Below are 13,040 nucleotides of genomic sequence, written 5' to 3'. Positions count from 1 at the left end.
GCCGCGGCCGCCCCCCCCCCGCTCCCGCGCCCCCACCCGGGGGGGGGGGCCCCCCCCCGCGGCGGGGGGGGGGGGGGGGGGGGGGGGGGGGGCCCCCCCCCCCCCCCCCCGCCACTGCTCCGGGGGTGAGGACGCGGCCGCCGCCGCTATCCTGTCCGGCGGTCGCCCGGCCCGCCGGCGGCAGAGCGATGATGCCCGCTCCATAACCGCGGCCCGGCCGCTGATGGCGTCTGCGAACCCGTTCCCCGACCGGAGCCGTCCGTGATCTCGCAGACCCGCCCCCGCCCTCGCGCCCGACGCGTCCATCCCGATCCTCGCCTGCTCGCCGCGGTCTTCGCCGGCGGCGCGCTCGGGTCGCTGGCGCGCGCGGGGCTCGCCGAGGCGCTGCCGCACACGGTCACGGGATGGCCGTGGCCGACCTTCGCCGCCAACGTCGCCGGAGCGCTGCTGCTCGGCTGGGTCGTCGCCCGCCTCCAGCGCAGGCTGCCGCCGCCGACCTACCGCCAGTCGTTCGCCGGCACGGGCCTCTGCGGCGGTCTGACGACCTTCTCGACGCTGCAGCTGGAGCTGGTGCGGATGGTCGAAGCGGGAGCGTGGCCGCTGGCGCTCGGCTACGGCGCCGCAAGCGTCGCGGCGGGGCTCGGCGCGGTCGTGCTGGCGAGCCATCTGGTGCGCCGGCGGGAGCAGGCGCGATGAGCGGCCTGCTGGTGTGGGCGGCCGTCGGGCTGCTCGGCGGCGTCGGCGCCGTCGCGCGCGTCGTCGTCGGCTCGCTCGTGACCGAGCGCAGCGGCGGCCGCTTCCCGCTCGGGACGCTGACGGTCAACCTCAGCGGCGCGGCGGCGCTGGGGCTGCTCAGCGGCCTGGCGCTCGACGGCGACGCGATGCTGGTGGTCGGGACGGCGCTCGTCGGCGGCTACACGACCTTCTCGACGTGGATGCTGGAGAGCTGGCGGCTCGCGGAGGCGGGCGCCGGCCGCCTGCTGGCGCTCAACCTCGCGGGCAGCGTCGCGCTCGGCGTCGCGGCGATCGTGCTGGGACAGGCGCTCGGCGGCGCGCTGGGGTGAGCGGCGCCGCCGGCGTTCGGCCGGCGGCGGCGCGGCCGGGGATCAGACCCGGCTGTAGAACTCGACTATCAGCTGCTCGGCGACCGGCGTGTCGATCTCGTTGCGGGTCGGCAGGCGCAGGACCTTGCCGGCGAGCGAGTCGAAGTCGGCCTCGAGCCAGGCGCCGACGCGACCCATCTGGTCGGTGGCGGCGGTCGAGACGGGGCGGACGGCGGCCTCCGGCTTGATCATCACGACGTCGCCGGGCTTGACCTGGCGCGAGGCGATGTCGCAGCGCTCGCCGTTGACGAGCACGTGGCCGTGGGAGACGAACTGGCGCGCCTGCGGACGGGTCGAGGCGAGGCCGAGGCGGTAGACGACGTTGTCGAGCCGCTGCTCGAGCAGCTGCAGCAGCTGCTCGCCGACGACGCCCTCGCGCTTCTTCGTGGCGGCGGCGACGTAGCGGCGGAACTGCTTCTCGCGCACGCCGTAGTAGCGCTTCGCCTTCTGCTTCTCACGCAGCTGCTCGGCGTACACCGACTCTCTGCGGCGCCGCGCGTTGCCGTGCTGGCCGGGCGGCTGCGGTCCACGCCGCTCGAGGGCGCTCTTGCCATTCAGTCGACGCTCGCCCTTCAGACAAAGGTCGACGCCCTCGCGTCGTGAGAGCTTCTCGACCGGGCCGGTGTAACGCCCCACGCAATCTCCTTCAGGTAGTCATGGAAAGACGCCCGCCGCAGCGCACCGGACGTCCTTCCTTCGCAAAGTCGGCTGACCATGGTACCGAGAGTTCCGTCCGCATGGTGTGCTCATCGGATTCTCGGCACCAGAGCAGCCGAAACCGCCACTGCGGAGGGCCTCTCGGTCGAGAGGCCCTCCCGTGTCGGTCAGCGTCGCCCGCGCGCCTTCGCCCTCGCTCCGGCGCCGACTCTCCCCTTCCTTCTCGTTCTCGCGGCGCCTCTCCCGCAGCCGGCGACCCTCATCCGCTGGCTGCGGGTGATGCGTGCCCCGTTCTGCCCGACCATCGCGAGGTCGGCGATCATCCGACGTCTGACTCTCTTGGCGCAGATACCGCTGACCAACCCGATCGCGCCGCGTCTGCCCGGGATGAAGTCGAGCTGGAAGCGGGAGACCGCGACGTCCGGAATCTCCCCAAACGTCGTCTTCAGCTGCAGGCTTCCCGGAACGATTCTGACTCTGCCGATGAGATCGATCTGGACTTCGCCTCTGAGCGCGACCCACAGCTCCGGCAATCTGTTCCCGGGGGTTCTGACTATGTGGACGTTCCCGCGCAGAGGGTCGCGCAGCAGCGGGGTGACGGCGAAGGCGCTGCCGACGACCGAGTGCGGCCCGCAGTCACGTGCCTCGAACTGCTCCCGCGTGCACGCGCCCGTCAACGCGGAGAGCCGCGAGTTGACGTTGCGCGGGAGGGTCACGGTGACCGACTTGTTGTTCGTCTGCCGGCCCCTCGGCATCGTCAGCACGACGCGCAGCGGCGTCGTCCGCCGCGCCGCCGTCCGACCTCTGGCCCCGATCCGCAGCGAGATTCTCGGCGCATACGTGAGCGCGCGGCAGTTGCCGACCTGGAAGCGCGAGGAGACGGCGCTGCTCGCTCCCTCCAGGGCACCGATCATCGCCGCGACCTGCTGCACCCGACAGCTCGACGGAGCGACCATGAAGCCTGCTTTGTCGATCCGGACCTCGACGGTGCGCACCTGCAGCGGGATCCCTTCGAGGATCGACGGCAGCGGGTCGGAGACGACCCGCAGCTGCGCCGTCATGCGGTCGACGTGGATCGCCGCGCGCACCACGACGGTGCCGAGGTCGAACGGACCCGCGACCGCCGGGACGACGATGCTGAGGCCGTACGGCGCGCCCTTGTACGGACCGGTGATGTAGACGCGGCCCGGCAACGCGAACGGGTTCGGCCCCGGTCCCGCCTCGGTCGTAGTCGAGCCGATCCGCGACTCCTCGCCACAGGCCCCGATCGCCGCCGCCGCGTCGTGGCACAGCGTCGACGCCGCGATAACGCCGACGAGCCCGCGCGGCATGTCGACCGAGATGTCACGCAGCGTCTGGTCGTCGTCTTCGCGCCCGAAGCTGAGCGAGAAGGTGGACGACGAGCCGGCGACGGGGTTCGCAAGCCCTGCTGCGAAGCGCGGCGCGAAGCCGGGCGGCGGGCAGGGCGCCCCGCTGCCGTCGCGGGAGATCGTGAAGCTGCTGTTCGACGTCACCGTCTTGCCGGTCCAGGACGCAAGCTCCGACGAGGTCGTGTAGACGCCACATGACGCCGGGTTGGTGAGCGTCGCGCGCGGGCCGTCGGCGAACCGCAGCAGGAGCCGGTCGAACGGCAGCTGGGGGTTGTCGTCGAAGGTGGCCGTCAACTGACCGGTAACCGGGTCGGCGACCACGCTGCCGGGCAGCTTCAGCAGCACTCCCGGCCCTCTCGCCACCAGGTAGAGGGCCAACAGCGTGCCGAACGGATTGTCTCTCTGTCTTGCCAGATGGATCGCCCCGTGCATCGGCTCGTCGAGCAGCGGCGTGTCGATCTGCAACGTGCCGATCTTCGAGCCCGCTGGACAGGCTGGCGCGGCCAGCGATCTCAAGCCGATCTGACCGGGCGAGCAGGCCTCGAGGCCCGCGGCCGCCGACGGCGAGACGCGTACCCCTTCGGGCAGTCTCACGACCGTCTTCTTCAGATGCGCGTTTGCGAGACCGTCGGGATTGCTGCTCTGTGGCGTCTTCAACTCGAAGACGTATCCGGTCGGCGCGCCCGCTCTCGCGGACGTCGGCGTCGCGCTCAACGACGCCTCGAAGGGAACCCGATCGCAGCCCTCCGGCCCCTGCTGGGTCGCCTCGTCCGGCGCCGGCAGGTGCGAGAAGAAACGTGCGGTTCTCGTCACGCCCGGGTTGAGCCATTCCTCGACCGTCAACCTCGTCTCGAGCCCGACGCCCGGCGGCGTGCACGTCATCGGGTTCGTGAGGAACGCCTTGCGCGGGACCCCGGCCGAGTTGGAGCAGGGTATTCCGAAGGCGTTCGAATCTATGCACGTCTGGCCGCCGTTGTTATAGCCGCGCTGATCGTCGTGCGAGCTGTCGGCCGGCACGCCCCAGAAGGTCAGCGACGTTCTGACGAGCGGCAGCGTCTGGGGGATGTCGCGCACGTCGATCGCGAGCCCGTAGTCGCCGTCGCTGCGGACGCGCGCGTTGAGGTGGACGACAACGCCCGCAACGGTGAACGCGAACGTGGCCGGGACGCCCGGCGGCGGCTCCATGCTGTAGACGGGCGCAGCGGCGTCCTGGACGATGAACCCTGCGGTCACACGGGTTATCCCCACTTGGGTGCTGTTCGGGCATCGAAGCGTGTCGGCGAGCTGCGCTTCGCGGCAGCGCGGTGCAGCGCTCGGATCGCCGACGAATCCTGCCGGCAGGTCGACCGTGATGTTGCGCGTGTCGCCCTCCGGGGTGACCGCGAGGGTGCCCTGGTGCGAGTTGATCTCGATCGTGGTCGAAGCGCTCCACGGATGGCCGCCGGCTTGGGTGTATGCCGAGCCGTCCCGGTTGGACACGGCACCGTCGAAGACCGCAACCCCGTACTCGGCACCCGAGGCGGAGCCGGACAATGCGATCGCGGTCGCCACCAGCACGCTGCCGGCGACAAGACACCGACGTACACGGCCACTGATGTTTCGCATCATCGCGGTGCCTCCGGATCGTTGGGTCTCAGCGGCCACGACGGCCCCCTCTCGCAGGGCTTCTTCCGCTTCTCGGAGCCGTGCGCGCCACCAAGACCGACGTGGTCCGTGAGACGTCGCAACCCCTGAGGGTCACGCGGATCGAGATCCGCAGGCGGCGCTGCTTCGCGAGCCGCTTGCGAGCCGCTCTCGACAGCCTGACCCGGATCTGGCGCTCGCTCGCGTCGTCCGGCGGCCGTCTCACAGAACCGATCACGCGACTCGCTCCGCGTGACCCGACAGCAGCACGCGCCGCCACTGCGAGCCCACCGTGCTCGGGCGTCGCCACGGTCACCGTGAGGACACCGGAGCGGGCTGCGCGTCGACGCGCTCTGACGGTCGTCGAAACGCGGATGTCCGCGCGCCGCGCGCAAACCGGCTCGACGGGGTCATCGTCACCGACGAAGTCGAGCGAGCCGAATGGCGCAGACGCCGGGCGAGGCGCGAGCGGCCCCTGGCACGCGCTTCCTTCGCATTCCTCAGAGCCACCGAGGCCCGGTTCAGGAAGCGGCTCGCCGCTGGAGCGGGCGGCATACAGATCGAGGTTGTCGTCGGTGTCCCAGCCGGAGATCCGCTGGCGGGTGATGAAGAAGACATCGTCGCCCTGCGGCGTCGCGTCGGCGAAGACGGCGTCGTCGCCGCCTCTGCCCGTCGACACCAGCCGAACGCCCTGCGCCGAGTACTCGTAAACGTCGACTCTGCCGTTCGTGTCCTCGGCGACGAGGTCGTCCGCCGTGTTGAAGAAGACGCGTTCACCGTCGTCGGAAAGGGCGCGTGGCAGGTACTGCACGGTGATCTGAGCCGCCCCGGGGGTCGTCACGATCCCTGCCGATGATCTCGGCTGCTGACCGTCGGGACGGCAGCTGACGCACGCGACCGTGCCAGCGTCTGCGTCGTAGAGATAGAGCATGCGGCGGCCCGCGTTGTCGTAGCTCGTCTGCGGCTCGTCCGAGGCGAACAGCAGCCGTCTGCCGTCGCGAGAGACACGCGACGGCTTGACGGAATCGAACACTCTCCAGTTCCAGTTGTCCGCGTCCGACAGCACGCCGATGAAGCGGATGCCCTCGCCTTCGTCCCAGACGAAGAGATTCGATCTGCCTGACGTCGCTCCGGGAGCCAACGCACCCGTCGCGACGAAGTAGATGCGTCTGCCGTCTTCGGCGGCCCCGAGCACGCCGAGCACGCCACCGCCAGTCGGGTCAGCGATCGTGAGGTCGGTCAGCGTGTCGAACATCGGCTCGTAGAGGTAGAGGTCGGCTCTCGCACCTCTTCCGCCTCTCGCGACCGCGTTGTCGGTAAGTCTCTCCTGACTGCTGAAGAAGATCTTCGAGTGATCGGCTGCCGCCACCTCGAAGCGAGCCGGGCGTGTGATCGCGTCCGGCGGCGTTCGCCGCGATCTCGACAGCTCCTCGGTCGGGCCGTCGCTCCGCCACCGGTACAGGCGCCCACCCGCCCCCGTGGCGTTGCCGGTGGTGACGAGGACGCTGTCACCGTCGTCGGAGACTGCGAACGGAGGCTGCGTGGCGTTTCCGGCCATCGCACCGAGACCGACGGTGGCTCCCGTCGTCGACGACGAGCCGTCGGGCAGCACTCCGACATACCGCAGCCCTTCAGACGCAGTCCACGCATACGCCTGGGAGCCGAGATCGTTCGGGGCATCCGAGGTCAGTCCCGGCACGCCCACCGTCTCGAAGACGACGGTCCTCAAGTCTCGGCTCGAACCCGCATACGTGCCGAACATCGTCATGAGTCCGGGAACGCGGGGCGCCGTCACCAGGGCGTAGCTCGGCGAGCGGTCGAGGGGAGTCGCACGATAGATGTTGCTTGTGCCTTCGCCTCCGATGGCGTGGGGTGTCAGCGGAGGATCACTTGCGTGCAGCACACCGACCGAGAGGTCGTCAGTGAACGCGTCGAAGCCGGCGCCTATCTGGCCGGCCGTCGCATTGGGTGCCTGGCGCGGCGTCAGCGTCGCGAGGTCCCACCCCGTCGCCGTCCGCGATCCGAGGTACACATTTCCAAGCCCGGAGCCGACCGAGCCCGGGAACGGCGTCGCAGAACGGAAGACGACCCTGCTGCCATCGGCCGACGCCTGCGTAGAGCCCGTGCGGCTCGACACGTCGTTGTTGCCCTTCTCCGGCGGCGTCACCATCTCGAGGTGACGCGGCGGCGCCTCTCCCCGCGCGCCTGCCGCCAGCAACAGCGTCATCGAGAGCGCGAGCGCCGCGGCGGGGCCGCCCCTCGGCAGCGCGTCACGCCATCGCGACCTGTCCACATCGTCTCGCCTGCTCCCCCCGTCCCTCCGCCCCCCTGAGCGTCCCATCTGGGATCGCCTGACCACGGTGGGCGGACGCATCCGCCCACGGTCGATGCTGGGCACACCATCTCCTCCGTCGCACTACCTGGTGATCCAACTATACGCGGAAAAGTGGATACATGCCGCACCAGAAGACTGGCGCCTGCCCAAAGAGGCATGGCTTACCTTTTAGAAGACTCTTGATCTACTATATGTCGGTTGATAGTGTTGGGCCTGCCGGAAGCCCTCGCCGGTTTCCGAACTCGGGGGGAGGTGTCACGTCACTCCGCGAGCTGATGAGGGCAGCTCGCCGTCATCGAACCGCGGCCGCACGTCGCGGCCGCCCCATATGAGGAGCACCAGATGAAGCTGTCTCGCGTTGTCGCACTTGCCGCGACACTCGCCACGATGCTGCTCGCTGCCGTTGCAGGCAGCGCGTCGGCCTCGACCGGCATATCCATAGACACTGACAATCTCATCACGGCCACGTCGCTAGGCCTATTCACGACGACGAGCCCTGCGGGGACGCTCTCGTGCAACGTCATACTCGACATCAGATTCACGAGAGGGCTAGTGCCCTACAGCTCGCCGCTAACCGCGATCGGCTCGGTCCAGAGTGGCAACACGGCGAACTGCCGGCTCAACACCACCCCCGTCACCGTCAATCTCGTCGGACTCCCGTCGTGGACGATAGGGGTGACTGACGACCTACTACCGACGATCCTAGGCGCGTCCTTCCAGATCGTCGGATCGGCGTGCGTGTTCACCGGAGATGTCCCGTTCGACTGGACGAGAATACCGACTGACCTAGTCACGACCCTACCGGCGACGTTCACCGGGAACATAGCGGCCTGCGGCAATGCAACGCATGCTGGAGGCGCCGGGTTCGGGCTGAGCCAGTCGCCCACCATAACGTTCCTACCGTAAGCGCGGCATCCGTCCGCTGTCCCGGCCTTTGGGCGGGGCAGCGGACGCCCCGCTCAGACGACCCGGACCGCCTCGTCCTCGACGGCGACGACGTCGCCGCGGTGGAGCTGGCGGCCGCGTCGCTGCTCGACCTCGCCGTTGACCGTCACGAGCCCGTCGTCGAGCAGCAGCTTCGCGTCGGCGCCGACCTCGACCAGGTCGGCCAGCTTCAGCAGCTGGCCGAGCCGGATCATCTCGCCGCGGATCGCGATCTCGCGCTCGGCCATCGTGCCGTCGCGCCCGCTACGCGTCGCCGTCGCCGGAAGCCGGCGCGGCCTCGGCCCACTCGGCGTCGCTGAGGCCCTCGTCGCGCGCCGGCGGCTCAGCCGTCTCGGCCTTCGCGGGCTCGGCCTCGCGGCCCTTCTCGGCCTTGGCCTTGCGGGCCTTGTCGGCCTTCGCCGGCTTCTCAGCCTTCTCGGCCTTCTCCGCCGTCGCGGGCACCTCGGCCGGGCCGGAGAGCGTCAGCGCCTGGCGCGAGGCGAGCTTGACGCCGCCGGCCTCGTCGGCGAGCACGCCCTCGCGCTTGAGCTTGGAGACCGTCGTCGCGACGGTCGGCTTGGCGATCTTCGTGACCGACGCGATCTCCGCGACCGAGACGCCGGGGCGCTCCTCGACGATCGCGAGGATCGCGTCGCGGTTGGCGCCGCGGGGGGCGCGCTCGCCGTCGTCTCTCGCCGGCTGGCGCTTCGCGCGCCCGCCGCCCGCCGCGCTCGCGGACCGCGCGCCGCCGGCGCCGGCCGCTCTGCGGGCCGGCTTGGGCCGCCGCGCGACGGCCGAGGCGTCGGCACCGGCGAGCAGCGCCGCCTTCGCCGCCTCCAGCTGCTCGATCTCGGCGATGAGCGGTCGCAGCTCCGCCAGGCGCGCTTCTATCTCCTGCTTGAGGCGGGGGAGCAGCAACTCGGTCATCGGGGGAACCTCCGGCGGCGGTGAACGTCTGACCTCCCCATGCTACGGCGCGCCCCGGTTGGGAGCGTCGCCGGCGATCAGCGTTCGGACAGCAGCGTTCTGACGTCCTGCGCGAGGTCGCCGGGGTCGAAGGCGGTGCCCGCGCCGACCTTGCCCTGGAGCCGGCCTTGGGCGTCGACGAGCCAGACGACCGCCGTGTGCGCGCTCTCCGGGTCGCCGGGCGTCTGGGGCGCGGCGTAGAAGCCTCTCCAGACCGGCGCCAGCTCTTCCTCGGAGCCGATCAGGTAGTGGAACTGCTCCGGCTGGCGCTGCCGTCTCAGCCACGTCCGGACCGCCTCGGCGGTGTCGTGGCGCGGGTCGACGCTGACGGCGACGACCGCGACATCGTCGGCCTGCGGCCCCAGCAGCTCGAGCGTCTGGCGCAGCTCCTGCCCGATCAGCGGGCAGACGTCGGGGCAGTTGACGAACAGGAAGGTGACGAGGTACGGCCGCCCGCGCAGGTCGGCGGCGTCGAACGCTCTGCCGCTGCGTCCGTCGGTCAGCCTGATCGGCGGCGCCGCTCTCCCCGCCAGCCCCTCCGGCAGCGTCCCGGCCGCGACGAAGCGGCCGCCGCCCCCGCCGGCGCCCGTCCCGCCCTGATCCTCCCCGCCGGACCCGCAGCCGGCTACGAGCAGCGCGACGGCACACAGCAGCAACAGCGCGAGCGCGCCCCTGGCGAGCCCTCGCGACGAGAACCGCGGCCGCATGCCGAGCCTCGGCACGCTCACGTCCCCACCGCCGACAGCAGCCACAGGCCGAGGCAGGTGAAGCCGACCATCACGACCAGCATCCAGTACTGCGAGCGGACGGCCTCGCGCGCGTCGCGGTAGATCGCCAGCGCGCGGTCGTGCGCGAGCATCAGGCCGGCGACGTGGCCGACGACGAGCGCGGCGACCTGGACGTACCAGATCGCCGACGTCGACAGGAGGGTGTAGTCGACGGTCGCGTTGGCGGTCCCGAACAGGTCGGAGCCGTCGCCGAGCGGGTCGGAGACGAGGTAGGCGAGCGCCTGCCCCTGGAACGCCAGCAGCGAGAAGTAGTGTGCGAGCAGGTAGCCGAAGGCGATCGGCACGAGCGTGTGGACGAACCGCCGCGCCAGCTCCGGCGTCGAGTGATCGCCGCCGACCGTCTGCATGCCGGCGATGCCGAGCCAGTAGAAGGCGCCGACGAGCACGACGGTGGCGACCAGCCCGACCGTCCCGGTCAGCTCGGCGGCGACGGTCGGCCCGAAGCCGAGGTCGCGGAAGAGATCGCCGAGCGGGTCGGCGAACGTGCGCCAGACCTCGCCGTTGGAAGCGCCGTCGAAGGTCGTCGTGCCGATCATCACCGCCAGCAGCCCGACCGTCCCGGGCAGCGCGGCGTCGAATCTCGGCAGGCCGGCGAGCAGCGGCCGCGTCGAGACGACCCCGTCCTTCAGCTCCACCGGGGCGATCCGGCCGAAGAGGTCGAACAGCACGCCGAAGGCGTCGCCGCGGGTCCGCCACGTCTCGATCCCGAACAGGCCCATGCCGGCGAGCTGGATCAGCGCGTAGGCGAGCGTCAGCGCCGCCAGCGTGGAGGGCACGTCGCGGTCGACGTAGACCAGCTCCAGCCAGGCGAAGGCGAGGATGCCGAGCGCCGCCGGCCAGCGGCCGAGCCGCCGCGGGTAGGCGAACGGCGCGCGCAGCGGACGGCCGGCGGCCGCGGCGACCCACGCGATCCCGCGCGCGACCGACCGCCACGGGCTCAGGACCCGCCAGACGTCGCCGAGCACGACGCTCACGATCGGGACCCCGACCCACACGACCACGTAGATCGCGGTCGGCGCGATGTTGGCGGTCGCGACCTCGGTGCCGGCGAAGCCGGCGTAGACGACGACGGCGAAGACGCCGACCGCGAGCGCCGAGACGAGCGCCCGCAGCGGCAGCGGGACCGCGAACCGCCGGCGCGGCTGCGCCCGCTCCAGCCGCGGCTGCGGCCACAGCAGGCTCAGCGCGGCGAACGAGACGATCAGGACGATCGCCGCCACCCACGCGAACAGCCACTGCGGGATCGGCAGGTCGGTCCGGCCGACGAGGCCGTGGGCCTCGGCGTTCGCCGGCAGCGCCGCCGCCAGCAACAGCAACGCCGCGGCGAGGGACGCCGCGGCGGGCAACCGACGATCAGGCAGGCTCGTGCTCCGGTTCTCGCTCAAGGTTCGAAGCGTACGACGCATCGTCGTCCGAGCGCAGTACGCGAACGGTCGCGAAGATCGCGATCAGCGTCATCACGATCGCGCTGGCGACGCACCACTGGCAGATCGCCTCGATCGTGAAGATCTCGCGATACGTCAGGTACATCGAGAAGGCGAAGCCGATGTACGCCATCGCGGCGGTCGCCAGGCGGGCGAGCTCGCCGCGCACGAGCAGCGAGCCGAAGATGCCGACGTAGCCGATCAGGCCGATCAGCGGCACCGGCACCCCGGCGAGCTTCGCCCACTCGGAGTTCTGCACTCTCTCGCAGCCGTGGCCGACCGCGCAGATCGGGTCGAAACCGCGGTAGTGGATGTAGGTCAGGTAGCCGGCGATCCCGATCCCGATCAGGGAGAGGACCAGCAGCACGCGGTGAACGACCCGATCGCTCATCGGATCAGCCCTGCTCGGCCAGGACTCTGTCGATCGCGGTCGAGAGGGTCTCGACGGTCAGGCCCTGCTCCATGTCGACCGGCTCGAGCTCGCTGCCGGTTCTGCCGACGACGAACGACGGGGTGCCGGTGAGGCCGTAGCCCTGCCACTCTCTCTGCGCCTCGGAGATCTGTCTCTGGACCTCCGGGTTGGCGCGGTCGTCCATCGCTCTGTCGACGTCGAGGCCTCTGACGCCGCCGCCGATCTCGCGCAGGAACTCGTCGGTCACGTAGCCCGAGTTCTCCGCGCCCTGGTTGATGTAGAAGAGGTGGACGAAGTCCCACAGCTTGTTCTGCAGGCCGGCGGCGGCGCCCATCTGCGCGCCGCGGATCGAGTCGTCGCCGAGGAAGGCGACGTCGCGGAAGATCAGCTTGACTCTGCCGTCTCTGACGTAGTCCTCGATGATCGGCGGGAGCACGTCGTCGGAGGCGTCCTTGCAGTACGGGCACTGGAGGTCGCCGAACTCGATCAGCGTCACCGGCGCTCTCGGGTCCCCGAGCTCCGCGCCTCTCTGCGGGATGCCGGCGAGCAGCGCGGCGGTGTCGTTGGCGCCGGCGACCGGCTCGCCCGCCTGCTTGGTCGGACCGTCGTCCCCGCCGCCGGTCGCGATCACGATCACGACGATGATCGCCGCGGCGAGCGCGAGCGCGCCGCCGAGCTGGAAGAGCCGCTTGCGCTGTCTCGCGCGGGCGGCCTCGGCGCGCTCGCGTTCCTGGCGCTCCGCGCGCGCCGCTGCGCGCCGCTCTCTTCTCGTTCCGCTCGTCTCCGCCATCGCGATGTTCCTCGGTCTCCTGATCCAGTGCACGCGGAGGGCCGGTCGCGGCCGCCCGCTTCGAACTTGACTCGCCATCCCCCAGGGCCGCGAGATGGCGGCCCAGGGCGATGGTAACGGCGGTTGATGATCGCCGTGCGACCTTACGACAGGATCAAGAGGCCGCAATCGGGCCGATCGACGTCAGCTCAGCGCGCGCGGAAGCTCCACGAGCCGCTCTGCGCGTGGCCGTCGCCGGCGACCGCGCGCCAGCGGACCGTGTAGCGGCCCGGCGCGAGCTTGCGCGCGAAGGTCGCGCGGACCGATGCGCCGCTCGGCCCCGAGCGGCGCGCCGCGACCCGCTTGGCGCCGCGGTAGACGTCGAGCTTCCCGGTCACGAGCCGCTGCGAGAAGGTGATCGAGACGGTGCGGACGTTGCGGGCGCGGGCGCCGGCGCCCGGCGTGCGCCGGACGACGGCGGTGTGGGCGGCCTCCGCGCGGGGGCCGGCCGCGGCGCCGCGGTCGTGCTCGGCCGCCGCCTGAGCGGCCTGGCCGCCGGCCGGGGCGACGCCGCCCTGCGCCGCCGACGGCAGCGCGAGCGCGGCCGTCGCGGCGGCCGCGGTGAGGATGGTGCGGGTGCGCATGGGGTCTCCTGGTCTGGTGCGGTCG

General features: G+C 71.3%; 13 protein-coding genes and 1 riboswitch. Of the genes, 3 read left to right on the top strand and 10 right to left on the bottom strand.

The features are described from left to right. Positions 1–175 precede the first annotated feature (175 nt). A riboswitch (Fluoride riboswitch) is annotated at positions 176–240 on the top strand. A gap of 21 nt (positions 241–261) precedes the next feature. Together crcB (BDZ31_RS04000) and crcB (BDZ31_RS03995) are read left to right on the top strand one after the other, a co-directional pair. After that, the gene (gene crcB, locus BDZ31_RS04000; protein WP_343075514.1) at positions 262–696 is read left to right on the top strand and encodes a fluoride efflux transporter CrcB; all 435 of its coding nucleotides are present in this window, start codon (positions 262–264) and stop codon (positions 694–696) included. Next, positions 693–1,064 carry a fluoride efflux transporter CrcB gene (crcB, locus tag BDZ31_RS03995; protein ID WP_183339217.1) on the top strand — a complete coding sequence of 124 codons (372 nt, stop codon included), beginning with the start codon at positions 693–695 and terminating at the stop codon, positions 1,062–1,064. The genes crcB (BDZ31_RS04000) and crcB (BDZ31_RS03995) overlap by 4 nt, the downstream gene beginning before the upstream one ends. 42 nt (positions 1,065–1,106) lie before the next feature. On the opposite strand, the gene rpsD is transcribed toward crcB (BDZ31_RS03995), so the two are convergent. From rpsD to BDZ31_RS03980, 3 genes are all read right to left on the bottom strand, one after another. Continuing rightward, positions 1,107–1,739, bottom strand: a complete 633-nt coding sequence (rpsD, locus tag BDZ31_RS03990) for a 30S ribosomal protein S4 (RefSeq protein ID WP_183339215.1) — start codon at positions 1,737–1,739, stop codon at positions 1,107–1,109. A gap of 188 nt (positions 1,740–1,927) precedes the next feature. Further along, positions 1,928–4,609, bottom strand: coding sequence for a hypothetical protein (locus tag BDZ31_RS03985; RefSeq protein WP_183339213.1), 2,682 nt, complete (start codon positions 4,607–4,609; stop codon positions 1,928–1,930). Positions 4,610–4,763: 154 nt separating this feature from the next. Then, positions 4,764–6,980 carry a TolB-like translocation protein gene (locus tag BDZ31_RS03980; protein ID WP_183339211.1) on the bottom strand — a complete coding sequence of 739 codons (2,217 nt, stop codon included), beginning with the start codon at positions 6,978–6,980 and terminating at the stop codon, positions 4,764–4,766. A 450-nt stretch (positions 6,981–7,430) separates the two neighbouring features. Here BDZ31_RS03980 and BDZ31_RS03975 point away from each other — a divergent pair, with 450 nt between their 5' ends. Next, entirely contained in the window at positions 7,431–7,994 is a 564-nt protein-coding gene (locus BDZ31_RS03975) for a hypothetical protein (RefSeq protein ID WP_183339209.1), read from the top strand. Between the two features lie 53 nt (positions 7,995–8,047). Here BDZ31_RS03975 and BDZ31_RS03970 read toward each other — a convergent pair whose 3' ends face one another. The 7 genes from BDZ31_RS03970 to BDZ31_RS03940 all read right to left on the bottom strand — a co-directional run bounded on the left by BDZ31_RS03970 (position 8,048) and on the right by BDZ31_RS03940 (position 13,015). Then, positions 8,048–8,260: an RNA-binding S4 domain-containing protein gene (locus BDZ31_RS03970; RefSeq protein ID WP_183339207.1), complete on the bottom strand. Its 213-nt coding sequence runs from the start codon at positions 8,258–8,260 to the stop codon at positions 8,048–8,050. A 16-nt stretch (positions 8,261–8,276) separates the two neighbouring features. Then, positions 8,277–8,939: a winged helix-turn-helix domain-containing protein gene (locus tag BDZ31_RS03965; protein WP_183339205.1), complete on the bottom strand. Its 663-nt coding sequence runs from the start codon at positions 8,937–8,939 to the stop codon at positions 8,277–8,279. Between the two features lie 77 nt (positions 8,940–9,016). Continuing rightward, a complete protein-coding gene (locus BDZ31_RS03960) occupies positions 9,017–9,706 on the bottom strand; it encodes an SCO family protein (RefSeq protein ID WP_183339203.1) in 690 nt (229 codons plus the stop codon). After that, positions 9,703–11,112, bottom strand: a complete 1,410-nt coding sequence (locus tag BDZ31_RS03955) for a fenitrothion hydrolase (protein ID WP_246344410.1) — start codon at positions 11,110–11,112, stop codon at positions 9,703–9,705. Before BDZ31_RS03955 ends, BDZ31_RS03960 begins: the two co-directional genes overlap by 4 nt. A 7-nt stretch (positions 11,113–11,119) precedes the next feature. Continuing rightward, complete coding sequence (locus tag BDZ31_RS03950; RefSeq protein WP_183339201.1) at positions 11,120–11,581, bottom strand: vitamin K epoxide reductase family protein; 462 nt, start codon at positions 11,579–11,581, stop codon at positions 11,120–11,122. 4 nt (positions 11,582–11,585) lie between these two features. After that, positions 11,586–12,392 (bottom strand): DsbA family protein, encoded by an 807-nt coding sequence (locus BDZ31_RS03945; RefSeq protein WP_183339199.1) that lies wholly within the window; start codon positions 12,390–12,392, stop codon positions 11,586–11,588. A 188-nt stretch (positions 12,393–12,580) separates the two neighbouring features. Then, positions 12,581–13,015, bottom strand: a complete 435-nt coding sequence (locus BDZ31_RS03940; RefSeq protein ID WP_183339197.1) for a copper resistance CopC family protein — start codon at positions 13,013–13,015, stop codon at positions 12,581–12,583. Positions 13,016–13,040: the final 25 nt, after the last annotated feature.

Origin of the sequence: Conexibacter arvalis (genome assembly GCF_014199525.1) — a bacterium.
GTDB classification, from domain to species: domain Bacteria; phylum Actinomycetota; class Thermoleophilia; order Solirubrobacterales; family Solirubrobacteraceae; genus Conexibacter; species Conexibacter arvalis.
This window is presented reverse-complemented; position numbering and strand designations above follow the sequence as displayed.